The 22,510-nt window shown below is 69.3% G+C and carries 20 protein-coding genes and 2 pseudogenes; 8 read left to right on the forward strand and 14 right to left on the reverse strand.

Going from position 1 to position 22,510, the window contains the following annotated elements:
• Nucleotides 1–7 precede the first annotated feature (7 nt).
• The 5 genes from ACWCXX_RS19830 to ACWCXX_RS19850 form a co-directional block, all read right to left on the reverse strand.
• On the reverse strand, nt 8–1,327 hold the full coding sequence (locus ACWCXX_RS19830) for an esterase/lipase family protein (protein WP_451128912.1): 1,320 nt from the start codon (nt 1,325–1,327) through the stop codon (nt 8–10).
• 414 nt (nt 1,328–1,741) lie between these two features.
• Nucleotides 1,742–4,342 (reverse strand): rifamycin-inactivating phosphotransferase, encoded by a 2,601-nt coding sequence (gene rph, locus ACWCXX_RS19835; protein WP_451128914.1) that lies wholly within the window; start codon nt 4,340–4,342, stop codon nt 1,742–1,744.
• Between the two features lie 443 nt (nt 4,343–4,785).
• Nucleotides 4,786–5,385, reverse strand: a complete 600-nt coding sequence (locus ACWCXX_RS19840; RefSeq protein WP_451128916.1) for a TetR family transcriptional regulator — start codon at nt 5,383–5,385, stop codon at nt 4,786–4,788.
• A gap of 680 nt (nt 5,386–6,065) precedes the next feature.
• The gene (locus tag ACWCXX_RS19845) at nt 6,066–6,893 is read right to left on the reverse strand and encodes a M55 family metallopeptidase (protein WP_451128918.1); all 828 of its coding nucleotides are present in this window, start codon (nt 6,891–6,893) and stop codon (nt 6,066–6,068) included.
• 189 nt (nt 6,894–7,082) lie between these two features.
• Nucleotides 7,083–7,325 carry a hypothetical protein gene (locus tag ACWCXX_RS19850; RefSeq protein WP_451128920.1) on the reverse strand — a complete coding sequence of 81 codons (243 nt, stop codon included), beginning with the start codon at nt 7,323–7,325 and terminating at the stop codon, nt 7,083–7,085.
• A 446-nt stretch (nt 7,326–7,771) separates the two neighbouring features.
• Here ACWCXX_RS19850 and ACWCXX_RS19855 point away from each other — a divergent pair, with 446 nt between their 5' ends.
• Together ACWCXX_RS19855 and ACWCXX_RS19860 are read left to right on the forward strand one after the other, a co-directional pair.
• A complete protein-coding gene (locus ACWCXX_RS19855) occupies nt 7,772–8,368 on the forward strand; it encodes a hypothetical protein (RefSeq protein WP_451128922.1) in 597 nt (198 codons plus the stop codon).
• Between the two features lie 572 nt (nt 8,369–8,940).
• Nucleotides 8,941–9,210 (forward strand): hypothetical protein, encoded by a 270-nt coding sequence (locus ACWCXX_RS19860; protein ID WP_451128924.1) that lies wholly within the window; start codon nt 8,941–8,943, stop codon nt 9,208–9,210.
• 321 nt (nt 9,211–9,531) lie between these two features.
• On the opposite strand, the gene ACWCXX_RS19865 is transcribed toward ACWCXX_RS19860, so the two are convergent.
• On the reverse strand, nt 9,532–9,942 hold the full coding sequence (locus tag ACWCXX_RS19865) for a RidA family protein (protein WP_451128926.1): 411 nt from the start codon (nt 9,940–9,942) through the stop codon (nt 9,532–9,534).
• A gap of 79 nt (nt 9,943–10,021) precedes the next feature.
• Between ACWCXX_RS19865 and ACWCXX_RS19870 the strand changes: the two genes are divergently transcribed.
• On the forward strand, nt 10,022–10,393 hold the full coding sequence (locus ACWCXX_RS19870; RefSeq protein ID WP_451128928.1) for a winged helix-turn-helix transcriptional regulator: 372 nt from the start codon (nt 10,022–10,024) through the stop codon (nt 10,391–10,393).
• Between the two features lie 88 nt (nt 10,394–10,481).
• Here the strand turns inward: ACWCXX_RS19870 and ACWCXX_RS19875 are convergent.
• Nucleotides 10,482–10,718 (reverse strand): annotated as a pseudogene (locus tag ACWCXX_RS19875) (cyanase); the annotation flags it as partial.
• Nucleotides 10,719–10,894: 176 nt separating this feature from the next.
• Here ACWCXX_RS19875 and cynR point away from each other — a divergent pair.
• From cynR to ACWCXX_RS19890, 3 genes are all read left to right on the forward strand, one after another.
• Entirely contained in the window at nt 10,895–11,806 is a 912-nt protein-coding gene (cynR, locus tag ACWCXX_RS19880) for a transcriptional regulator CynR (RefSeq protein ID WP_451128930.1), read from the forward strand.
• Between the two features lie 267 nt (nt 11,807–12,073).
• Nucleotides 12,074–12,580 carry a DUF6624 domain-containing protein gene (locus tag ACWCXX_RS19885; RefSeq protein WP_451128932.1) on the forward strand — a complete coding sequence of 169 codons (507 nt, stop codon included), beginning with the start codon at nt 12,074–12,076 and terminating at the stop codon, nt 12,578–12,580.
• A 329-nt stretch (nt 12,581–12,909) separates the two neighbouring features.
• Nucleotides 12,910–13,422 (forward strand): SRPBCC family protein, encoded by a 513-nt coding sequence (locus ACWCXX_RS19890; protein WP_451128934.1) that lies wholly within the window; start codon nt 12,910–12,912, stop codon nt 13,420–13,422.
• Nucleotides 13,423–13,517: 95 nt separating this feature from the next.
• On the opposite strand, the gene ACWCXX_RS19895 is transcribed toward ACWCXX_RS19890, so the two are convergent.
• The 4 genes from ACWCXX_RS19895 to ACWCXX_RS19910 all read right to left on the reverse strand — a co-directional run bounded on the left by ACWCXX_RS19895 (nt 13,518) and on the right by ACWCXX_RS19910 (nt 15,641).
• The gene (locus tag ACWCXX_RS19895; RefSeq protein ID WP_451128936.1) at nt 13,518–13,892 is read right to left on the reverse strand and encodes an FAD-dependent oxidoreductase; all 375 of its coding nucleotides are present in this window, start codon (nt 13,890–13,892) and stop codon (nt 13,518–13,520) included.
• Nucleotides 13,889–14,086, reverse strand: a complete 198-nt coding sequence (locus tag ACWCXX_RS19900) for a ferredoxin (RefSeq protein WP_451128938.1) — start codon at nt 14,084–14,086, stop codon at nt 13,889–13,891. Before ACWCXX_RS19900 ends, ACWCXX_RS19895 begins: the two co-directional genes overlap by 4 nt.
• Before the next feature lie 104 nt (nt 14,087–14,190).
• Nucleotides 14,191–15,108: a pyridoxamine 5'-phosphate oxidase family protein gene (locus ACWCXX_RS19905; RefSeq protein WP_451128940.1), complete on the reverse strand. Its 918-nt coding sequence runs from the start codon at nt 15,106–15,108 to the stop codon at nt 14,191–14,193.
• 77 nt (nt 15,109–15,185) lie between these two features.
• Nucleotides 15,186–15,641, reverse strand: coding sequence for a VOC family protein (locus tag ACWCXX_RS19910; RefSeq protein WP_451128942.1), 456 nt, complete (start codon nt 15,639–15,641; stop codon nt 15,186–15,188).
• A gap of 148 nt (nt 15,642–15,789) precedes the next feature.
• On the opposite strand from ACWCXX_RS19910, the gene ACWCXX_RS19915 reads away from it, so the two are divergent.
• Nucleotides 15,790–16,362, forward strand: coding sequence for a CGNR zinc finger domain-containing protein (locus ACWCXX_RS19915; protein ID WP_451128944.1), 573 nt, complete (start codon nt 15,790–15,792; stop codon nt 16,360–16,362).
• Nucleotides 16,363–16,676: 314 nt separating this feature from the next.
• On the opposite strand, the gene ACWCXX_RS19920 is transcribed toward ACWCXX_RS19915, so the two are convergent.
• On the reverse strand, nt 16,677–18,317 hold the full coding sequence (locus ACWCXX_RS19920) for a pentapeptide repeat-containing protein (RefSeq protein WP_451128946.1): 1,641 nt from the start codon (nt 18,315–18,317) through the stop codon (nt 16,677–16,679).
• A 383-nt stretch (nt 18,318–18,700) separates the two neighbouring features.
• Nucleotides 18,701–18,848 (reverse strand): annotated as a pseudogene (locus ACWCXX_RS19925) (winged helix-turn-helix domain-containing protein); the annotation flags it as partial.
• 355 nt (nt 18,849–19,203) lie between these two features.
• Between ACWCXX_RS19925 and ACWCXX_RS19930 the strand changes: the two are divergent.
• The gene (locus ACWCXX_RS19930) at nt 19,204–19,992 is read left to right on the forward strand and encodes an IclR family transcriptional regulator (RefSeq protein WP_451128948.1); all 789 of its coding nucleotides are present in this window, start codon (nt 19,204–19,206) and stop codon (nt 19,990–19,992) included.
• 85 nt (nt 19,993–20,077) lie between these two features.
• Here ACWCXX_RS19930 and ACWCXX_RS19935 read toward each other — a convergent pair whose 3' ends face one another.
• Nucleotides 20,078–22,414, reverse strand: coding sequence for an FAD-dependent oxidoreductase (locus tag ACWCXX_RS19935; protein WP_451128950.1), 2,337 nt, complete (start codon nt 22,412–22,414; stop codon nt 20,078–20,080).
• Between the last annotated feature and the right edge of the window lie 96 nt (nt 22,415–22,510).

Consider the following 22,510-nt stretch of genomic DNA (forward strand, 5'->3'; position numbering starts at 1 on the left):
GGGTCCTTCAGGACAGCCAGGTGGCGATCTGGGCGGCGGCCGATGAGTTCCACCCCAGTTCGAGGTGGTTGGCGCCGAGGATGGTCTCCTTGCCGCCGACTGTGGGGATGCCCGTGGTGTCGAGCGCGCTGTCGATGAAGACGACACCGTCGCTGGGTCCGCGGTTCTCGTTGAAGATGCCGATCACGTCCGGGGATCCGCCGGCCAGCAGGTACGTCGTGACCGAGGCGGGCACCCCGGCGTTGTGCAGCGGCTTGATCAGTGAACCGGCGTCGATGGCGGCCTGGATGCCGCTGCCGGCGGTGTAGAAGCCCTGGCCGCCGTAGTACGTCGTGTACCAGTCCTGGGCGGCGCCGTCGACTCCGTACTTCCCGTCCCAGCGGGCCAGCATCTGGCGCTGGCCGGGGTAGTTGTCGTATCCGCCGGAGGGTGTCATCGAGAATTCCGGGTGGGCCGTGTACTGCCCGTAGCAGGTCATGCGGGAGTGCGGGGAGGGGGCGTTGATCTTGCCTCCGCACTCCGGCCAGATGGAGAAGTCGTGGGCCCAGCCGTGGGCGTAGGGGTAGTCGTAGCCGCCGTTCGGGCCGCCGACGGTGATCAGTCGGCGTACGTCTCCGGCGTAGGCCCGTCCCCAGCTCGGCTTCACGGAGGACACGTATGCGCGGGTCGACATCTCGCCCTTGCTCCAGCCGACCAGGTCCACCTTGTCGACGCCCAGCTTCGCCTTGATGACGGCGATCGCGTCGCCGACGATCTGCGCCTGCATGAGGTTGTCGCCCTGCTTGTGTGCGAAGCCGACGGCGAAGACACGGTGACCGCGTGCGGAGAGGTACTGCATCAGCCCGGTGGACGGGCAGGTGAGGGCGCCGCAGCCGTAGCCGCCCGACTCGCCGGGGTTGGCCCAGGCACGGTCCGCGGTGTCGTTCGCGCCGTGCACGAGGAGGACGGGTGTGGTGCGGCTGTTGGTGTTCCAGCCGGGGGCCGAGTAGAGCAGGAACTTGCCCGAGGAGGGCCGGGCCACGCCGCCGAAGTACGTGACGCGCTTGCCGTCCTGATCACCGCGGCCGTCCGCCGGGTAGCCCTCGGTGCTGAATCCGCTGGTCGTGTCGAGGTAACGCTCGACGTGGTCCCAGCCGTTGGTGACGGTGCCGGCTCCGTAGCTCGCCTCAAGGGTGAGGTAGGCGGGTGGCGCGGCGGAGGCGGCCGTCGTCGTGCCGCTCGCGGTGGCGTTCGGTGCCACCAGGGCCGCCGCGACGACCCCTGCCACCGCCATGACCCGGGCGGCACGCAGCCGCCACCGGCGTCCCGGACTCCGTCTGTCAGCCATGTCCCGGCCTCTCCCGCGCTCGTGCGCCCATGGCGCGTCCGCCCGTTGCCGTCCCGGCACCGGGTGGGCACACCTTAGGCGGGCGGGTGGGCGGCGGGGCATGTGGGCGTGCCACACAAAGGAAAGGGCGTGCATGGTCGGGAACTTCACCACCTGCGGCCGGTGCTTCGCCGCCTGCGGCCGGATGCTTCACCGCCTGTGGTGGGGGCTTCACCACCTGTGGCCGAGGGCTTCACCGCCTGTGGCAGGGGCTTCGTCACAAGCCGGGCGCCACACGGGGTCCACGCCCTCCATCGGGTCGAGCGGTGGGGGAGGAAAGGCCGTCACGAAGCACGGCGTCTCACGAAGCACGGCGTCGGCGGGGGCGCGGGCCGGTGAGCCGTGCTTCGTGGTCCCGGTGGAGTGTGGGGTCGGTCAGGGCAGGATCTCGACGTACCCGTCGGTTCCGTGCACGCGGATCCGCTGCCCGTCCCGGATCAGTCGGGTGGCCCGCTCCACGCCCACGACGGCCGGCAGGCCGTACTCCCGGGCGATCACCGCGCCATGGGTCATCAGGCCGCCCACCTCCGTCACCAGGCCCGTGATTCCGACGAACAGGGGCGACCAGCTGGGGTCCGTGTAGGACGTGACCAGGATGTCGCCCGCCTCGAGATCGGCCTCCGCCAGGTCGAGGACGACGCGGGCCCTTCCCTCGACGGTCCCGGAGGAGACCGGTAGGCCGACCAGGGCGCCGGCCGGCACGTCGTCGCGCCGGTACGCCCCGGTGACGGCCTCACCGTCCGATGTGAGCACCCGGGGCGGTGTGAGCGCGCGGTACGACCGGAACGCCTCCTTGCGCTGCTGGATGAGCCGGTCATCCACCCGGTTCGAGCGCACGACGTCGTGGAACTCCTGGAACGTGAGGTAGAAGACGTCCTCCTTCTCGGGAAGCACGTCGGCCCGCACGAGGCGCTCGGCCTCCGCCAGCAGGGCCTGCTTGTAGACGAAGTAGCGGCTGACGATGCCGTACTTCGGGTACTCCCGGTACCCGATGAAGGTTCGGACCCGGTCGATCATCCGCTTGGCCTCGTCGGCTTTCCGGTCCCCGTCGGGCAGGGCTCGCAGGCGTGACAGCACGTCCTGTTCCTTCTTCAGCGCCTCCTGCCGGCCTTCTTCGAAGCGCCGTTCGGCGGCGCCCGGCTCGAAGTTCCTGACGTTGTCGAGGAGCACGGGCACGAGCGTGGTGGGCCGCTCGCGCCAACGCGGCCTCGTGATGTCGATCTCGCCGACGCAGCGCATGCCGTACCGGTCGAGATAGCTCTCCACGGCGTCGCGTGCTTCGGTCCCGCCCGGGAGCTTCGCCAGTTCCTCCAGGAAGCCCTCGTCCTCGACGCCCTGCAGGAACGCCACCACCTCCGGCTTCGGACGGATCACGTCCGCGACGTCGAGCAGCGCCAGTCCCATCTCCGACGTGATGTTGCCGGGGGCGGACAGCGTGAGCGTGTCGGCCGCGTTCTTCTCGCCCAGCCACTCCCCCAGCTTGTCGTTGAGCCACCAGGTGGCCTCCATCCCCGCCATGATCACCTGAATGCTCAACGGGTCGCCGAGCACCCGCTTGTGCTCCTCGAAGGCGTCGAGGAGGAAGTCGAACAGCTCCGGTCCCGTCTTCGTACGGATGTCACGCTCCAAGGCGGCGACGGACGCCCGGTTGCGCTCGATCAGTTCGGTGACGACGGCCGGATCGGTCTCGACCGGGGAGGGCGCGCCGCCCGTCGGCGGCGGCCCGCCGGGGCCCGTGTCCGGGAGCGGGGGGACGAAGCCGTCGTGTTCGAGGACGGTCTCCAGCGCGTCCCTGACCAGGGGATCGCCCCTCCCCACGAGGTCCAGGAGCCCGGCGCGGCTCGCGGGCGAGGCCAGGCGCCGGGTGACGTCGACGAACAGCCTCCCGCCGGCCTCGTGCATCGGCACCATGGCAGTCAACTGCCACACGGAGAGCCCCAGTGGCTTCATGGGGTCGGTCATCATCTGCTGGTGGCCGACGGAGACGTAGACGTGATTCTCCTGGTCGCCGCTCTCGGGGACGGGGAACAGTGTGGTGATCGGCCGGCTCTGAACGATCCGGAAGCCGTCGTCGACCAGGCACCACTCGATGTCCTGCGGGCGCCCGAAGTGTGCTTCGATCCGCCGTCCGAGCTGCACGAGCCGCACGACCTGCGCATCCGTCAGCGCCGGTTGCTCCTGCTGCTGCGCGTCGATCGCCACTTCCCGGGTACCGCCGGCCGGCAGGGCGTGAACGGCACGCTGTTTGGCGGCGATCTTCCTGGTGACGACTTCGCCGTCGCGCACCGTGAAGACGTCCGGGTTCACCAGGCCGGAGACCAGGGCCTCGCCGAGGCCGAAGCCGGCGTCCACGGTGGCGACCTTCCGGTTGCCCGTGACGGGGTCGGCCGTGAACAGGATGCCGGCCGCATGCGGGAAGACCATCTGCTGCACTACCACGGCCATGTGGACCGTACGGTGGTCGATGCCGTTCTGTCGGCGGTAGATCACGGCCCGCTCGGTGAACAGCGAGGCCCAGCACCGGCTGACGTGCCGGAGAATCGCCCTCGTCCCCACGATGTTCAGGTACGTGTCCTGCTGGCCGGCGAAGGAGGCCGTCGGCAGGTCCTCCGCCGTGGCGCTGGATCGGACGGCGTAGGCGGCCCGGTCGCCGAGCCGGGCGAGCGCGCCGGTGATCGCCGACACGAGGTCGTCCGGAAGGGTGATTCCCTCGATGGTCCTTCGGATCTCCGCACTGAGCTCGCGGGTCGTCTCCCGGTCGTCCGGATCCAGGCGCGACAGCTGATCGAGCCGGTCGTCGATCGACGGCGCTTGTGCCAAGATCCGCCGGAAGGCGTCCGTCGTCACGCAGAAGCCGGCCGGCACGCCGATGCCCTCGATCCGCGACAGCGCGCCCAGGTGCGCGCCCTTGCCCCCGACGACCGCGACCCGGGACTCGTCGATCTCCTGAAGGTCCAATACGTACTGCTCGATCACTGCGACTCCTCCGAGACAGTCCTGCTCCACTGCACCCCACCGCACCGCACTGCACTGGCCGGTCGGACCACCGGCACGTCCACTGGTCGGACGTCACCGCGCCCCTCGTACCTCGACAACGGCACACGCACGGTGTGCCTCTCATTTCCGCAGGCTGTGGCTTCGGCCGACGATTCTGCTGCACCACCCGGGTCTTGCCGCAAGCCACCCGGTGCGCTATAAGTTGAGAGAGGCAGGGAGAGTTCCCTGCCTTTGTCTTTTTGCCGTCCGCCGGAACCGATGTCCGTTGGTTTCCGGTGCGGGGTGAGGCCCGGTGCACAACCGAAAGCCCCCTTTGCGCAGGAGACGCACCTCCCGCATGCAGGTCGGACGGGAGCCGATCAGGGCATCTGCCACTCCACCACTCCACCACTCCACCACTCCACCAAGAGCGTTGCGCATCATCAGGTGCTGTGATCGGCGGTGTCGCATCCCGCGTGGTCGGTCGGGCGCCCCGAGGGGAGCAGCGAAGCGAACGGCAGGCCGAGGACTGCGATTCCGGCCAGGATCAGCAGGGCGGAGTCGAACGCGGGCGCGGGCGTCCTGCTCGTGCCGACCGCGACGGCGATGCCGAGGGTCGGCCCGATGTTCATGGCGGTCTGCTTGAGCCCGCCGAGGACCCCGGCGTATCCGGGAGGCGCGTCACCGACGACGGTCCCGGTGGTGGTGACCATCACGGTGGCGAATCCCGCGCCGAGCAAGGTGAGCAGGTCGTGCCGGAACATCAGCTCGAACATGCCGCGGCGTTCCAGTGCGTACCCGACGTACGTCCGCGCAAGGGCCTCCAACTGGTCGCGTGGTGCGGTTGTATCGGTGGCTGCGGCCTCGGACCGGGTTCCGAGGTCCTCGAAGCCGCGATGGGCCACAGCCGAGAGCAGCGCGTGGTGCGTGGGGAAGTACCGCCGCGGCGCCCCGTGCGACACCCCCGCTCGACGGGCGATTTCCCGCAGCCCCACGGACGCGGAGCCCTCGGTCGGCACGAGGTTGACCCCGACATCGATCAACCGTTCCCGGAGGGAGCTCTCATCGGTCGTGGACAGCGTCCACCAGGCGCAGTAGACACTGTCTACTCGCTTCGGTGAGTGATCACCCTCCTCAGCGGGTGCCGGGGCCGCAGGGGTTGGTGATCGACCGGAACAGCGCGGTCAGCCCACGCCGGACTTCTTCGCGCGGCTTCGTCGCGCGGCCACGCCGAGTAACGGATGAGCCTTCCGGGCAGCAGGTGAAGTCGCCCGAAAATGAGCCATGGTCAGGGCTGTCGGGATGACCGGTCGGGGCCGGGGAAGAGATCGCGCTTTGGCTGAAGGAGCTGTTGTTCCCGCCGGGACCCGGCGCCTGCTCGACCTGCTGCCGGACCGGAAGGCATCGACGCCGACCGCGTGACCGGCCCAACGGCCCGGTGTCGAAGTCGTCTGCCGCGACCGTGATGCCGCCATCGCCGAACCGGCCCTGCCCTGGAATTCAGGCGCCGTCGAAGGTCGCGTGAACCGGACCAAGGTGCTCAAGCGTCAGTTGTTCGGTCGCGCCGGTTTTTAATCTTGTGCAAGCCTGTCCTGCTGTACAGGTGACTGGCAGGCCGTGCCGCACCAGTCACCTCAGCAGCCTGTGGTTCGTCACCTGCCGTCGCCCGGTGCTGGGGCAGGGGCGAATGGGACCTGGTGCGATTCAGTTCCGTTCACAGTGGTCAGCAGTACGGTGACTGGGTGGTCATGGAAGCCGCCACCCGCATCCACACCCCGAACTGACGGTAGAGGCTGGGCAGAGCGCCCTGCGCCTGAACGATCCGGGGGTCCGTGGCGGTGACCCCGGGGATGCCCTGAAGCGCGGAGGCCACCGAGGCCGACTGCCATCGGACGGCGAGGGTGGCCGGTTCCGAAACCGTCGACGGAACCCTCGATGCGACACAGCCTGTGGCAACGGCCTTTTCGATTGCCGCACGTGCCTCGTCCGCAGGGCGTAGTTCGGCCGCGAAACGGTCACGGGCGTACTTCACGGCCACGGTGGTGACCGAGGGGTCCCACTCCTTCATTTCCTCGCAAGCGCTGTCGTCGCCGGTGAGTACCGCCACGGGAACACCGAGAGCTGCTGCGGTCGCGTGGGCCAGGCCGATCTCCCCCACCGGCCGGCCGTCCAGCCACATGTCCTCGATCTCGTGCCCCATGAAACTGTGGCTCAGCACACCGAGTGTGCCGGCTCGGGAGTGGTAACCGACGCAGATCACGGCGTCGTGGTCGGCAGCGAGACCGTCCAGCATGCCCATGTTCTTGGGTTTGCCGCGGATGAGGCGGGCCGCCGGGTGCAGGGCCTCGGGCAGAAGGTTGCGCATGGGGCCGTGTGCGTCGTTCACGGTGATGTGGGTGGCGCCTGCTGCGACCGCTCCTCGGACGGCCGCGTTGACGTCCTCGGCCATCATCTGACGTCCGCGCTCGTAGTCCCGGCCACCGGGCTGGACATCGTCGGAGTCGACAAGCCCCGTAATGCCCTCCATGTCCGCACTGATATAGATCCGCACTGGGCCAAGTCCTCCAAAACCTTGATCGCATGGACGATGTCAGCCACACCATCAACGGTTCTTCCATCTGCAGGGCTTTTCAGGCTCGTCTTCGGGGCAACTTCCCGACCCGTCCAGCAGACCACATTCGTCACTCAGCGTGGCCGCATCACAGAAGCCGAGCCAGAACCCGAGTTCTGACAACACTTGTCAGGGTGTCGTCCGGCGAGGCGGGACTGGGCAGTCGTGGGAGTCGCCCGGTAGCCCCACGACGTTCAGGACCGGTTCTGCGCCTTGGGCGATCTCGAAGGCGAAGGTCGCTCCGCTGGGAAGGGCCGTGAGGGCGCACTGGTCGCCGAAGATCGTGGTCACCTCGTTCCAGTCGGCGCCGGTGGCCACGGGGCCCCATCGGCTTGTCCTCGCAACTTCGGTCAGGATGTCGAGGATCGCCATGAAGTGGATCATGGCAACTGGTTCGAGCTTGTGACCAGCGAGTTCTTGCTCAGCCCGCAGGGTCCTGCGCGGTGCGGGCGTGGGTGGTGGCGAGTCGGCAGGAGGCGGTTCCCGGCTCGATGACGGTGCCGTTGAAGGAGAGGCGGTCGACGACGCAAAGGCCCCGGAAAGCCGGGCGGCCCTTTGGAGTGCAGCTGACCGGTGGGGCGTCAGGGGTGGCCCCACATGTGGTTCGCAACGGTGGGCGTGTCAGTCTGATGTGCTGTCTTACAGAGCAGAGAGACGAGGTGTTGGTGAGTACATTCCGATTCTCCACAGTTGCCGGGGCTGTGTGCGCGGCCGTCATCTGTGCGGGTTGCAGCTCGCAGCCGACAGAGCAGCCGACGGCCGGGGCATCGGCCGAAAGCCCGTCGGCAGCGGCCGGTTCCGCTGCCAGCCCGTCGCCGGTGACGCCCGCACCCCCCACCGTGGACCCGAACGTGGTGCCGGGGTCGGTCCTGAAAACCTACCTGCCGACCAAGAACACCCTGCCTGCGGGCTGGAAGCTGTCCTCCGTCTTCACGGAGGAGGACAGTGGCCCGAAGCCGCTGCCGCAATCCGCCGATCCCAGCCCCACGGTCCCCAGCTGTGACCAGCTGGCCGCCCGCGGAACGGGGGCGGCCATCGGCAGCTCGGCCGCGTACGCCAAAGTGGGGGTCGTCGACTCGTCGTCCCACGAAGTCGGGGTCGTGGTGAACTCCTACTCCGCGGGGGAGGCGGAGAGGGTGCTCAGCAGGCTGAAGTTGCTGGAGGGGGTCTGCGGAAGCACCTACGAGCAGAGCTCCACGGGGCAGCTCAATCCGGTGACGGTGACCGTCAGCGCGGTTGACGGCCCGCGGGAGGAAGGCGTGCTCGTCAAGGTCGACCGGGCGGCTTACGTCGGTCAGGAGTTCGTCATGATGCAGATCGGTGACCGGGTGCTGTCGGTGGCTTCCGACAACGAGTACGGGGATTTCGCCGATGTCGTGAAACTGGCGAAGGCCATAGCCCCGCGGGTGAAGTGAGGCCGGGGCGGCGCCGCTTCATCGGCCCGCCCCGTGTGGGTCCGTGCAGCGCCCGGACGATGCCGCGGTCGGTCACCTCCGGCCCGCCGGTGGTGACCATGATGTTCGAGAACTTCAGGTCCCGCCGGACGAGCCCGGTCGCGTGGATGCCGGTCGGCGCCTCGCACAGTCCGGATGTCAGAGCGGGCACGGCCCGCTCCGGGAGCGGACCGGGCTTGGCGCCACATCGGCGAGCGTCGCTCGCGCAGCCCTGTCGTTCGGCCGGGATCCAGCCCGAGGCTCCAAAGTGGACACCTCTCGGAGCAGGCCGGCCCACCCCGACGACCGAGTGACGCTCAGGGCGGAGGCCACCGGAAATGCCCCGCGTTCGACAGAGCTGCACGAGGTCGGCGGAGACGGCGAGGACCGCGAGGACCGCGAGGACGCCAATGGCGGCAATGGCGGCAGGCGCGTCGAACCATCCCAGAACGGGTCGCCCTCGCCCCGAACCCCTCCCCTTCACCCTCCAACCCTGCCAAACTGGCCCTGACCTCGCCGCCACCCCCACAGGCGAGGCCACCCCGGAGGCCATCATGACGTGCGGAAATTGCGGCGCAGCAGCCACCCAGGGCCCCGACGGGTCATGGGCCTGCAGCAACCAATGCGGCTGGTCGTCCACCGCACCCGGCCCCGCCATGACCCCGGAGATCACCACCACCAGATGCCGTGGCTGCGACGCCGAAATCCACGGCCTCAACGGCCGGTACGCATGCGGGCTCTGCGGATGGTCCAACCACTGGGACGAGGGACACCAGCCGCTTCCCGCCGCCGGCAACGCCCCCAGAGGCACCAACACCCTGTGACGGACGCACAAAGCGGCCCATCCTTCCTGCTGGAGAATGGTGGGCCGCTCGCCGATCAGCACATCCGCGGCGAGGCCTCGGCAGAGGCCCATGCGGCGAAGCGGGACATCGCCCATGACCGCCTCCCGCGCAGCACTGATCCTGGTGAAGCCCGGTGTGCGCGGATTGGCCCCAAGGGTTGTCCCGCAATGCCTGGCGGGACAACCCTTGGGCCACAGATGCTGCGCCTCACGACACGAATGGAACGTGCGCCAGAACCCTCTGTCGCGCACAAAGCCACGATCACATGAAGACGGTGCCGAAAGACATCTGTCTCAAGAATCATCCGAGCAGCGCGGTCGCCTCGACCTCGACGAGCACATCCGGCTCGAAGAGGTACTCGACACCGATGAGGGAGGCCGGAGGCATGGGGAGACGAAGCCCGATCTCATCGGCGACGGCCTCCACACCGGTCATGAAGTCGCCGATCCTCTCCGGGCTCCACCGGGTCACGTAGAACGTCAGGCGCAGCACGTCCGCGAACGACGCGCCCGCGCCCGCCAGCCCGACGGCGGTGTTGCGCAGTGCCTGCGCGACCTGCCCGGCCAGGTCACCGGGGGCGACCGGCGTCCCGTCGGCCCGGCGGGCGACCTGACCGCTGACGTGGATGTGCGTCGTCCCGGTGCCCACGGCCACGTGGTGGTACGGGACCGGCTGCAGCATGCCTTCCGGCGTGAAGTGCTGAACAGTCATGGGTGTATCTCTCCTCCGAACTAGGTATCCGTAAGCTACTTAGTGCAAGAAGGACACTTCAACGAGACCAGGTTTCGCCATGGATACCGACGCCGGACTCCGCATCGACGCCCCGCACCGCGAACTGCTCGATCAAGTCCTCGACAAGTGGTCCCTCAGCGTCCTCGACGAACTCTGCGAACGCCCCTGCCGCTTCAACGAACTGCGCCGGGCCATCCCGCAGGTCACGCAGAAGTCGCTGACCGCGACACTTCGGCGACTCGAACGGAACGGCGTGATCGAGCGCGAGGTCGTCTCCACGCGCCCCATCGCGATCAGGTACCGCATCACGGCCCTCGGCAAGACCCTCCGGCATCCCGTGGACGTACTGCTGGCGTGGGCCTCAGAGCATCTGCCCGCCATCGAGCGTGCCCGCGACGCCTTCGACACGCGGGAAGAACCAGGCCCCTGACGAACTCCGGCGAGAGCATGTGCGCCGCCGTCGCCCCGACGAGCAGGCTCCTCGCGCGGATGCGCCCGGACGGCGACGGCCCGGTTCCGCCGCCCTCGGGGCCGGCGGCCTTCTTCACGTCGAGCCCGAAGTCGATCGCGGAGATGATGCCGTCGCCGAACCCCTCGTGGACCAGGACCTTGAGGGTGGTGCCGTAGACCTGGAGCATCTCGTAGAACCGGCACATCGTCGGGTCGGTCGGGATCCGGTTCGGCATCGAACCGCGGACCGGGATGGTCTGCAGCAGCAGCGCCGCGCCGTCCAGACCCAGCAGCTCCGCCCTTGCCGGAAGGCGTCCTCCTGGGAACGGGCGACGCCGTCGGCGAGGTCCTCCATGGTCACTCCTTTCGGGTGGTGATCGACCCCCTGCTGGTTGGCGAGATCAACCATGCATGACCTGCACCTATAGCACCCAAGAGCCATTGGGCATAAAATTTATTGACTTCAACTATAGTCGCGGTCATGGCTGCTCTCGAACTGCGTCACCTGCGCTATCTGCTCGCCGTGGCCGAACACGGCAACTTCACCCGCGCCGCCGAGGAACTGCACATCTCCCAGCCCACGCTCTCCCAGCAGATCAAGCAGCTGGAGCGGACCCTGGGCGTGCAGCTGCTGGACCGCACCGGCCGCACCGTGCGCCTCACCGACGCCGGAGCCGTCTACACCGACCACGCCCGGCGCGCGCTGCGCGACCTGGCCGCCGCCGAACGCGCCGTTCATGACGTCCAGGACCTCTCCCGCGGCCACCTGCGCCTGGGCGTCACCCCCACCTTCACCGCCTACCTGATCGGCCCGCTCATCGCCGAGCTCCACGCCCGCCACCCCGGCGTCGGCCTCACCCTGACGGAGATGTCCCAGGACCGCATCGAAACGTCTCTGCTCGCCGACGACCTCGACCTCGGCATCGCCTTCGTCGGCGCCCACCTCCCCGGCATCACCGCCACCGCCCTGTTCACCGAGACCCTCACTCTGGTCACCGGCACCCGCCAACCCGCTGCCGACCAGGCCTCCCCGCTACCCGTGAGAGAGCTCACCGACCAGCAACTCGCCCTGCTGAGCGGCGACTTCGCCACCCGCAGCCACATCGATGCCTACTTCACCCGCCACCGGACCGCCCCCCGCATCACGGTCGAGGCCAACTCCATCCAGGCCCTCACCGAAATCGTCCAACGCACCGGCCTGGCCACCGTCCTGCCCGACGCCATCACCCACGACCATCCCCACCTCACCCCCGTCCCCCTCACCCCGCCCCTGCCCGCCCGCACCGTCACCCTCCTGCGACGCACAGACGCCTACGAAAGCGCCGCCACCCACGCCTTCACCCGACTCACCCACAACCTCGTCCGCACCCGCGGCTACACACCCGCTCCGTAGGCCGCCGGGCGTCGGACCGGAACCGCCCGGCGGTGCCACCGCATCCGGAGAAGGCGGTCGCGGCAGGCGCCGGAGGGCCCGGGGCAGCCATTTGGCACGGGTCGGCAGCCGGGGCATCTCGTTCGGCTCCGACTCCGGGCACAAATCCATTTTCCGGGTGCGAGCAGGCTTCTGCCACCGTTCTCCGGAATGATCTTTACACCTGATTCGAGCCTTTAGGGTTGCGGTCGACGAACACAATGATCCGACACAACCAGGGAGTTGAGTATGACGCACGACGTTGCCACGCTGGCGGTGGAACTCACCGACATGGCTGCGGCCGATCGCCAGACCTCAATCCGCGCGAACAGCGACGACCCGGCCGAGCAGTTGGAGTGGCGGCGACTGACCGCACGGCACGGCGACCGGCTGAACGAGATCATGGACGAGCACGGCTGGCCGACGGCAGAACTGGTCGGCGAGGAGGCCGCAGGCGCGGCGTGGCTGATCGCCCAGCACGCCGACCGGCAGCTCGATGTCCAGCGGCGCGCCCTCCGGTTGATGCAACAGGCGGTGTCGGCAGGCTCGGCCGGCCCCCGTGAGCTGGCTTTTCTGCGCGACCGCACACTGGTCAACGAGGGCCGCAAGCAGGTCTACGGCACTCAAATTGCCGGTGTGAAGGACGGTTCACCGGTTCCGTGGCCCTGCGAAGAGCCCGAGCGGATGGACGAACTCCGTGCGGAAGTCGGCATCGAGCCCTTCGACGAGTACGTCGCCCAGTTCGCGAAGGCCTGACACCCCGCCCCCGTCACGTCCTGCGGCTTCATCGCCCGGGGCTCACCCGGCCTCGGCGTGACGACGCGGCGGCGGCCGACAGGACCTGCCGGCCGTAACGGCGCCTCCGCCGCGGTCCGTCGGACCCGACGGAGGGCAGGCACGGCTCGGACCAGCGAAGTGACTGCCCGTCATTTTCCTTGTATCAGGCGATGGTTGAAGGTGAGCGAGGGAGGTGAAGCCTTGCTCTGGAGCCGAGGTGGTGGCGATCCTTCCGGTTGGTACGCTTCACGCCCTGCTGCAACGCCCGAACAGCGGCAATCCGCCGTAATGTCTGGAGGAACGAGACCATGTCGCAGTCAGCGCCGGAGCTGCCCCGGACCGTCTCGGAGACGACCCGAATAGCAGTCCCGCCCGCCGTCGTCTACGAAGCGGTGGCCGAGGTCACGAACATGGGCCGCTGGAGCCCCGAATGCACCGGGGCCGAGATCACCGGGGCCACCGGCGGCGGCTCCGGCACCGCGGTCGGCACCCGCTTCACCGGCCGCAACCAGGGCGCCAAGGGACGGCCGTGGTCGACCGCGTGCACGGTCACCGCGGCCGTGCCGGGGGAACGGTTCGCCTTCGAGGTACGTGCCGCCGGGATGCTCGTCGCGGAGTGGAGCTACGCCTTCGAGCCGGAGGAGAACGGCGCGTCCACCCGGGTCACCGAGACCTGGGTGGACCGGCGGGGCAGGCTCATCACCGTCGCCAGTTCGCTGGTGACCGGTGTCCGGGACCGGGCCACTCACAACAGGGAGTCGATGAAGGTCACTCTGCAGCGCCTGAAGAAGGAGCTGGAAGCGGAGCACGAGGCCGCCTGACCGACCGTCACCCCGCGGGTGGCCAGGCACAACGAGCCGGTGCCCGGAGCCGAGCCTGCTCCGCAGGACCTCCGCATCGTCGCGGCCGCGCAGGGTCAGGACCCCGGAGGGGGCGCCGCGCCGGGCCGGCCGCGGGCCCTGGCTCCGGTGGCGATCAACAGGCCGTCGTAGGGAACGCGGGTGCCGTCCGCCAGGGAGAGCACGCGTTCTTCCGGTGAGAGCTCCGCGGCGGGGCTGCCGAGCAGCAGGTGCGCGCCGAGGCCGGCGGGCATGGGCAGACCGGTGTCGGGCGGTGGGGCCTCGGACGTCAGGAAGCTCTTGGAGAGCGGCGGCCGGTCGTAGGGGGCGTGGGGTTCGTCGCCGATGAGCGTCAGACTGCCGGTGAAGCCTTCCTGCCGAAGGGCCTGGGCGGCCCGCAGGCCGGCGAGGGACGCGCCGACGATCACCAGTCGGCGGCTGTCGGCGCTCACCGTGCGGCCGGCGCGAGGGTGATGGCCCGTACCGGGCAGGTACTCGCCGCCTTCTCGATCTTGTCGCGCAGGGACCCGTCGGGGTCGGGGGCGACGACGAGGTAGTCCTCGTCGTCGAAGGAGAACACCTCGGGGGCGGCGAAGACGCACTGCCCGTGGCTCTCACAAAGGTTCATGTCCACGGTGAACTGCACGGTCGGCTCCAGGGAAGAGAAGGGAAGGGAAAGAAAGCGGCAGGGCGGGGGAAGGGCGACGGGGTCGGGCGCGGGCGCGGGCCGCTCGGGGCCTGCCCGGGTGCTCAGCGCACCGGGGGGTTGAAGCGGGAGTGGGCCGGTTCGCCCCAGCGCAGGGCGGAGGCGCCCGTGACCTCGCGTACGGCGTCGACGGAGAACTCGACCAGCCGTTGCGCGCCGGGGACCCGGGCGGTCTCCTCGGCGTCCCAGACGGTGCGGGCGGTGCCGGAGAGGTGGAGCAGCGCACCGTCCTGCCCGTGGGGGAAGAGCAGCCCTGCGGCGGGGTTGAGCAGGAGGTTGCCGAGGGTGAGGAACATGGCGTTGCCGGTGTAGTCCGGCCAGCGCAGGCGGGTGGGCGAGAGTACCTGCACGAAGCCGGGGTTGCCGCCGCGGTGCGAGGCGTCCATGGCTCCGCGGTCGTCGCCGGTGGCGATGTAGAAGGTGTCCGCCCGGGAGACGGCCTCCTGTTGGCGACGGGTCAGGGCAGTGCTGTCGACGGTGGTGGGTCCTGCCGAGGCGCTCTCCTCCCCGGCGAGGTGACTGGTGCGTTTCTGGAGGTACTTGGGGCAGTTGGCGATGACCTGGTCGAGGTCGACGCGCAGACCGTGCTCCGTGGTGCGGGCCCGTCCGTTGAGGCGCATGCGGCGCCGGGTGGCGGGTTCGATGGCGATCATGCCGACCTGGACGGGGGCGGCGGCCGTCCGCAGGAGCGGGGCGAGCGGGTCGTCCCGGTGGGGCAGCGCGGCGACGGTGAGGACGTCGGGGTCGGGCACTCGCAAAAAGCCCGGTGCCCCGGTGAGCTGGGTGGCCCAGATCCGGCCCCCGGCGTCTGTCCCACCGACGATGATCATCGGCTGCTCGGCAAGGAAGTCGGCGGCCACCTCGGGCACGGTCCTCCTGATGCCGCCCTGGGAGAATTCCGCCTGGTCCGCAAGGCCGGCGCGCTGCTGCACCGCCGTCTCTCCTCGGTGGTACACGGGCACGGCTCCTTTCAGAAGTGCTCTGGGGGCGTGGCGCGCCCGGCACGCGGGCCGTGGCGCGCCACGAGAGGGAAGGGACCCTAGAAGAACCCGCAGGTGGGGGCGGCGGGCGTCGGGGCGGCAGCGGGGTCGGCGCCGGTCGGTGCGTAGATCTCCAGCCGGATGCCGTCCGGGTCGGTGAAGAAGATGCCTCCGGAGGTGGCGCCCTCGCCGTGCGGCACCACGCCGTCGTAGGCGAACTCGGCGCCGAGGGTACGCAGGACCTCGGCGGTCGCGTTGACCTCGTCGATGGTCTCCACCTGGAAGGACAGGTGGTGCAGGCCCGGCCTGCCGGTGTCGAAGGCGCCCTGGCTCTGCTGCCAGAGGGTCACGATCAGCCGGCCCTCGCGGCCGAGGAAGGCCCAGCGCCGGTCGTCCTCCTTGCCCTCCCCCATCACCTCGAAGTCGAAGACCTCGCGGTAGAAGGCCAGGGATCGCTCCAGGTCGGTGACGTTCAGACCCACGTGACCGGTCTGCAACTGCTGCGCCTTGCTCATGTCATCCCACGCTTTCGATAGGGGTCACCGACAGTTCGTAACCGTTGAATGCGACTTCAATGGTTAGAAACCGAGAGCGTCAACCACCGAAAGCTCCGTGACCGGTTAGCGTTGAGGAGTGCACCCACCCACGACCGAAGGAGTGCCTGTGCCGGGCCCCGCCGAAGCCGACCCGCGACCGCTGATCGGTGAGCCGCTCGCGGTCGATCTGCTGAACACCCGATGGATCGACGCCGCCGGGCGGCACGACCTGCTCGACTCCCTCGACGGTCTGGCAAGCTGGCTCGCCTCACCCGCCGTCGCCGCGATGTTCGACGACCATCGCGTCGCCGCCGACGACCCCACCTTGACCAACCTCCTGGGGACCCGCGCCGCCCTGGACGCGCTCGTCGACGCCGCCCCACCGTCCGATCGGGCGCGGAGAGCGCTCAACGAGGTACTCGCCCACGGCAGGCTGCGTCGCGTCCTGGGCCCGGAAGGGCCGCGGACCGTCACCGAGGTCGACGACCCGTCCTGGATGCCGGCATGGACGGCGGCATCCAGCTATCTCCACCTCCTGGACGACCGGCCCGAGCGCCTGCGCCCCTGCGCCAACCCCGCCTGCATCCTGCACTTCTACGACGTGTCCAAGAACGGCACCCGCCGCTGGTGCTCCATGGCGGGCTGCGGCAACCGCGCCAAGGCCTCCCGCCACTACGCACGCCAGGGCAACACCGGGTGAGCACCGCCCGGACGGTGCCGGAAGGGAACACCTCAGGGGCGGCGATATAGGCAGAGCCGACGGGGCCGACGGGGCCGACGGGGCCGACGGGGCCGACGGGGCCGACGGGGCCGACGGGCGGGGAAAGGCCTCGGCCCTGTCGGTTCATCCCCTCGAACCGACCTTTTCAGCCGAAACCCGGAGGGGCCAACGAGAAGGCGCGCCACGGGAAAACCTGCGGCGCGCCCTCGTTCTTGTGCGGCCGGATCGGCGCCCCGACCGGGAAGGCAGGCCCCGGCCCGGCGGGTGGGTCGTCTCCTGCTGGATCAGCCTGTTCAGGGGATGTCGACGGCCGGAGAATGGAATATGCATCCCTGGAGACCCCGCCCCATCATGTCTCCCACGCCCCGCAGCACGTCCTCGAACCGGACTCCGGTGAAAGTGGCGTTTCCGTGGAAGGATGCGCGCCCCGAGTGGGTGCCTCGGATGCAGAAATCAGCGCCCTCGCTGAACACCGCCTCTTCGAATGTGGTTGCTCCATGGAACTGGGCTCCGGAGAAGTCTCCGTACCCCAGGTGACATCTGCTGAGGTCGAAGTCGATCAGCGTGGCACCGGAAAGTCCCAGAGAGATTCCCTCCCAGCGCGTTTCCGCCGACCGGTGCGTGCGGTCGGCGAGGATTCGTTGCGCAGTGCGCCGGGCGCGCAACTCCTGGGCCTGGTCGGCGGTGAGGGCTTCCGGCCGAGCGGTCACGTCGAACGCCAGGGGCGTCCGCAGGTACTCGCACAGGGTGTCGGCCACCCGTTGCCTGAGCCCGGGTTCGGCATCGCCGAGACCTTCGAGGGCGCGCAAGCCGGAGAGACGTACGGCGGGGTCCGGATCGGCGAGCTGACGAGAGTACGCGTGGGCGGCAGGATCGGGCACCAGGCGCCCCTGGTGTTCCGCCTCGTTCTCGCCTCCGCCTCCGCGTTCGAAACTCACCGTCCAGCCGAAAGGCCAGCGCTGCTCATCATCTGCGTCGGAGCTGACCACCCGGGCATCGGCAAGATCGACGGAGGGGTGGTCCAGGTGTACGCGGCCGGCGAACGCCGCACGCCGGAACAGTGATCGGCCGCCGAAACGCGCCTTCCAGAACCAGGCGGCGTCCTCGAATCCGGCATCCCGGAAGGACGCCTCACCGTTGAAACGCGCTCCGTCACCGCCCTCCTCCCAAGACTGGTACTCATCGCAGAGAACACCGTACGGCCACTCCGGGTCGTCCTCGTTCACCTCTGCCCAGGGAAGCGACCTTCTCTTCTCCAAGGCCTCCCACGCCGCCTCGTCCTCCTCACCAATCGATTCCTCACCGCGCCCGAACCAGGCGGTCTCCTGAAAGCGGGCCCCGTCGAAATCGGCTCGACCATGGAATCGAGCGCGGCCGAAAACAGCCCAGCTGCCGAACCGTACCCTCGAAAACCTTGCGTCGGAGGAGAAGAGCGCGCACTGGAACTGCGCCTCTCCGGTGAACTGCGCATCGTCGAAGACACACTGGCCGCTGAACAACGCGTCCGCGAAGGATGCCTCGCCGAAAAGACACCCGCTGAAATCCGCGTCCCTGAGCTCGGCGCCGGAGAGATCCACCTGCAAACCCTCCGGAATCCCGGTGTCATGGGGATCCTCTCCGGAGCCTTCCGGGAAAACGCGCAGCTGGGAGGCCAGAATCCGGAGCGCTTCCCGCCGCGTCTCACGGTCCTGCTCGTCCTCCACCTCCTGCTCGCCCTCCGCATCCGGATGACCCTTCGTCCCCGGATCGCCCTCCGCCTCCGGCCCGCGCAGGTAATCGCAGATCGCATCCACCACGCTCTGCCGCCACGAGGAGTCCTCCATGGCCAGCGTCTCCAGTTCGAGCAACGCGGAATGGCGGGCGCCCGTATCCTGGCCTGCCAAGCGGTCGACGGCGCTGTGGAACGCTTCGGGGAGCTGCGGTCGCGAAGCCATGAGGCCCCTTCCGGTTACCTCGCGCCTTCGCGAGTGTGGGTGTCCGAGGCTTGACCAGACAAGCGAAGAGCGCCGATCTGCCGGGAAGATGCTTTCGCCCGGGATCTGTTCCATTCGTCGCAGAGAACGTTGCGCTCCTCAGTCGAAGAGTCGAAGAGCCGAAGAAGCATATCGGGTCTTCTCCGCGCGTCCGCACCCGTTGAGGAGTGGGTGGTCGGGGGTGAACTCCTGGGCGGCACCTACGGGTTGTGGGCTGTCCGTCGCCGTACCCGGAGGGCTCAGGCTGCGGCTTCGGCCCCGGCGCTTTCGGGCAGCAGTGCCAGGAGCTGCTTCGTGCGGCCGGGCAGCTCCACTTCCGCAAGGCCGGTGATGAGGTCCCTCAGCAGAATGTCGAGATGCTGTGTCGCCGACTGGCGCGCCGTGTCCAGGCGTTCGCACAGTTCGCGCAGCGTCTGGCCGTTGTGTTCGTGCAGACGGTCGAAACAGGAGTCGTCGGGTGGGGTCGGCCAGTGCTTTGAAGGCCGAGTCCATCGCTCTCGCATCGAGGCTCATGCTCCAGTTGTGCAGGCAATCACCTGCACAACGTACGGGAGCCTCCTGCGCCGGCGGCGGGTGGCGGACGGCCCTCGCTCGCCGCCACCCTCGGCCTCCCGGCCCCGGCCCTGGCCCCGGCCCCGGCTCCGGTTCCGCCCCTGGTCCCGGCTCCGGCTCCGCCCCTGATCCCGGCTCCGGGTCCGGTTCCGATTCGGCTTCGGAGGCCTTGTGCGGGGTGGTGTGCGGGCTGTATTTGTTCCGGCTGCGGGCTGGCGGTTTTCCGGAACGGGGCCCGGGTTGACGCGGTATGCTGATGCAGATTATGCAAGCGATTTGCAAAATAAGGAGGGTCATGGCTACTCGGGCGACCGACGTCGGGACGAACCAGAGTGTCGAACGAGCGGTCTCGGTGCTGCGCGCACTCGACTCCGGCCGTGCTGAACTGCGCGTCTCCGATGTCGCCGAGCTCACCGGGCTGGGGTCCTCCACCACGTCCCGTCTTCTGTCCACTCTTGAGCGTCTCGACATGGTCGAACGCGATCCGGTCAGCAATCTCTACCGGCTCAGTCTCGGCATCCTTCCGCTCGCCGCCACGGCTCTCAACCGTCATCCCGTCCACCGGGCCGCCCGCATGGTGCTTCAGGACCTTGCCACCCGCACCGGCCTCGGGGCCAACGTCGCCATCCGCCGCGGTACCGAGCTGATGTTCCTGTGCAACTTCGAGGGGGCCCGCGCTCCGAAGTCGTACACGCAGGCCGGGCACAGTGCTCCGCTGCATGCCACCAGCATCGGCAAGTGCCTGCTCACGGGGCTGACGCCCAAGGAGCGCCGCAGACTGCTTCCCGAGCCGCTGGCGGCGCACACCGAGTACACGACCACCAGTCATGATCTTCTCGACGGTGAGATCGACACCGTCCGCCGCACCGGTTACGCCGTCGAGGCCGAGGAGCGTGCCCTGGGGCGTGCTTCCCTGGCCGCACCGGTCAGGGACGCCTCGGGTGAGGTGGTCGCCGCCATCTCCCTGTGGGGGCCCACGTCTCTTCTCGGCAGCCGCACCGAGGCCGAGGGGCAGCGTCTGACCCTGACCCGTGAGGTCATCGAGGCCGCCGACCTCATCAGCCAGGCGCTCGGCGCCCTCTGATCCGGTCCGGCGGCCCGGCGCTTCTCCGGGCCGCCGGCCGAGGGGCCCGGTGGAGGCTTTCCGCCTCCACCGGGCCCCTTTTTGCCTACCTGCTGTCGCCCACCTGCCGTTCCCCGCCTGCCGGCTGTGCGCCGTATGCCTTGAACGCGATCACGTGGGCGTGCCGTGCGCCGTGCGTCGCGTCCACCACGAGCCGCAGCGCGTCGGTGCGTACGGGGGTGCCGTCGGCGCCGTGCAGCCGGTGCACGCGGTGGCGGCGGCGGTTGTCCGTCACCGTCAGCAGGGTGTGCCAGGTGCCGTCGGGCTCGCGGCTCTGGATGCGGTAGTCGCGGACCAGCTCCGGCATGATCTCGAACGGGGTGCGGTGGCGGTGCAGGTTGTTGAGGTATTCGTCGACGTCGTCGTCGAACACCACGCGCGTTTCGGTGAGCTGCTGTTCCTCGTCCCAGTCCAGACGCAGCCACTGCGCGGCCCGGTCGGGGTCGGGCAGTGGCCGGGAGGACCACATCTGGGGCCCGCCGTAGGGGCGCTGGTACCCGCCGACGGCCCGTTCGGGCAGGAAGGCGGCGGTGTCCGGGGTCGCACGGAAGGCGAAGGTCTGGCGGCGCAGGCCGCGGGCCTGCCATTCCAGCACCCGCTGGCCCTCTTCTTCCGGGATGTCGTGATCGACGGCGGCGTCCCCTTCGGCCCTGCTGCGCAGGGCGAGGACGCCGTCGGTGCGTTCGGGGAGGAGGACCAGGGCCGTATCGGGGCAGGCGCGCACGATCAGGACCACGTTGTGCGGGCTGTCGGGGCGGTGGTCGAGGCGGGCGGTGACCCAGTGGGGGCCGTCGGCCGGTGCGGTCACGGTGGTGGTGAGCAGGTGGTCGACGGGCACGGCGTTCTCGGGGCGGCCGGTGCCCCACAGTTCCACGGTGAGTTCGCTCGGCCGGCCGGGGGCGCCGTGGACGAGCAGGTCGACCGTGTCGAGCGCGGGGTCCGCGGGGAGCAGCAGGGCGAGGTCGCGGGTGAGTGGGTACGGTTCGCCGGGTGTGCCGGGTGCGGGTTCGGCGGCCAGGTGGTTCTGGTGCGAGGAGGCGCTGGTACGGGCGGTGCGGGCGAGGTTGTGGGGGTCGTCGTCGGCGAGGCCGATGACGGAGGCGTCCTGGCGCAGGAGGGTGTGGCGTACGAGGTCGGGGTGCTTGGTGGCCAGTTCGCGCGGGGTGAGGTTCTCGGTGGTGCACAGTGCGGCGGCCGTGCCCGCGGCTTCGCCGAGGGTGGCGCAGGTGGCCATGACGCGGGTGGCGCCGAAGGCGACGTGGGTGGCGGAGATGTTGCGTCCGGCGAACAGGAGGTTGGTGACGTTGACGGAGTACAGGGAGCGCAGGGGTATGTGGAAGATGCCGTCGGCGTAGCGCTGGCGGGCGCCGGGTTCGTCGGCGTACATGCCCTGTACGGGGTGGAGGTCGACGGACCAGCCGCCGAAGGCGACGCGGTCGGTGAACTGTCGTTGTTCGAGGATGTCCTGCTGGGTGAGGACGTGGTCGCCGAGGAAGCGGCGGTACTCGCGTTTGCCGGGGAGGCTGCCGACCCATTCCAGGGTGAGGTTTTCGGCGTCGGGGAACTCGCCGGAGTTCTTGATGTGGTCCCAGATGCCCATGATCACGGCTTGGAGCTCGTCGCGGATGCGTTCGTTGTCGTGGACGGTGTCGAGTTCACCGCCCCATTCGATCCACCAGTAGTCGCAGCCGTTGTCGCCGGTGCGCAGGACGCGGTTGCGCAGGATGGGGGTGGTGGCGAGGTCGCGGGCGTAGGTGGGCGGGACGAATTTGACGGGGCGGCCGGTGTCCTTGGTGTGGAAGAGGATGGTGGAGCCGAGCAGGGCCCGGTCCGCTTCCTCGGGGGCCCAGGGTTCGCCGAACTCCGATTGTGCTTCGCGGCCGATGCGGTGGTGGGCGCCGGCGAGGTGGCCGAGCAGGCCGTCGCCGGTGCAGTCGAGGAACTGCTGGGCGTGGAAGGTGATGCGGCGTTCTGAGCCCATCGTCCAGCCGGTGCAGGAGTGGATCGTGCGTGCGTCGTCGGGGCCGGTCGCGTCGGCTTCCCGTACGTCGGTGTTGAGGTACAGGTCGATGTTCGGCTCGGCCCGGACGGCGTCGAGGACGACCTGGTCCCAGTAGTAGGGGTTGCCTTCGGGGTTGCGGTACTGGTTCTCGGTGTACAGCTCGCCCATGATGCCGGTTTCGCGGGCCCAGCGGTGGACGCCGTGTGCGGTGGCGCCGCAGACCCAGACGCGGATCTCGCTGCTGGCGTTGCCGCCCAGGACGGGTCGGTTGTTGACCAGGGCGACGCGTCGGCCGAGCCGGGCGGCGGCGATGGCCGCACAGGTTCCGGCCAGGCCGCCGCCGATGACGGCGATGTCGTAGTGGGCCTCTTCTTCCCGCACGGTGCGGCCTCCTTGATGTGAAGCTCGAGTACTCTCCGGCGTAGCGGAGCAGCCTTGAACGTACATCACATGCATATTGTGCAACCACTATTCAGT

It is taken from the genome of Streptomyces sp. NPDC001732, from assembly GCF_053596315.1.

Bases quoted from the DNA above. Each gene is read 5' to 3' on its own strand.
- ACWCXX_RS19870 (WP_451128928.1), top strand. From the start codon at position 10,022: ATGGATACCGACGCCGGACTCCGCATCGACGCCCCGCACCGCGAACTG.
- ACWCXX_RS19890 (WP_451128934.1), top strand. From the start codon at position 12,910: ATGTCGCAGTCAGCGCCGGAGCTGCCCCGGACCGTCTCGGAGACGACC.
- cynR (WP_451128930.1), top strand. From the start codon at position 10,895: ATGGCTGCTCTCGAACTGCGTCACCTGCGCTATCTGCTCGCCGTGGCC.
- ACWCXX_RS19850 (WP_451128920.1), bottom strand. From the start codon at position 7,325: ATGGCGATCCTCGACATCCTGACCGAAGTTGCGAGGACAAGCCGATGG.
- ACWCXX_RS19920 (WP_451128946.1), bottom strand. From the start codon at position 18,317: ATGGCTTCGCGACCGCAGCTCCCCGAAGCGTTCCACAGCGCCGTCGAC.
- ACWCXX_RS19885 (WP_451128932.1), top strand. From the start codon at position 12,074: ATGACGCACGACGTTGCCACGCTGGCGGTGGAACTCACCGACATGGCT.
- ACWCXX_RS19860 (WP_451128924.1), top strand. From the start codon at position 8,941: ATGACGTGCGGAAATTGCGGCGCAGCAGCCACCCAGGGCCCCGACGGG.
- ACWCXX_RS19830 (WP_451128912.1), bottom strand. From the start codon at position 1,327: ATGGCTGACAGACGGAGTCCGGGACGCCGGTGGCGGCTGCGTGCCGCC.
- ACWCXX_RS19910 (WP_451128942.1), bottom strand. From the start codon at position 15,641: ATGAGCAAGGCGCAGCAGTTGCAGACCGGTCACGTGGGTCTGAACGTC.
- ACWCXX_RS19865 (WP_451128926.1), bottom strand. From the start codon at position 9,942: ATGACTGTTCAGCACTTCACGCCGGAAGGCATGCTGCAGCCGGTCCCG.
- ACWCXX_RS19930 (WP_451128948.1), top strand. From the start codon at position 19,204: ATGGCTACTCGGGCGACCGACGTCGGGACGAACCAGAGTGTCGAACGA.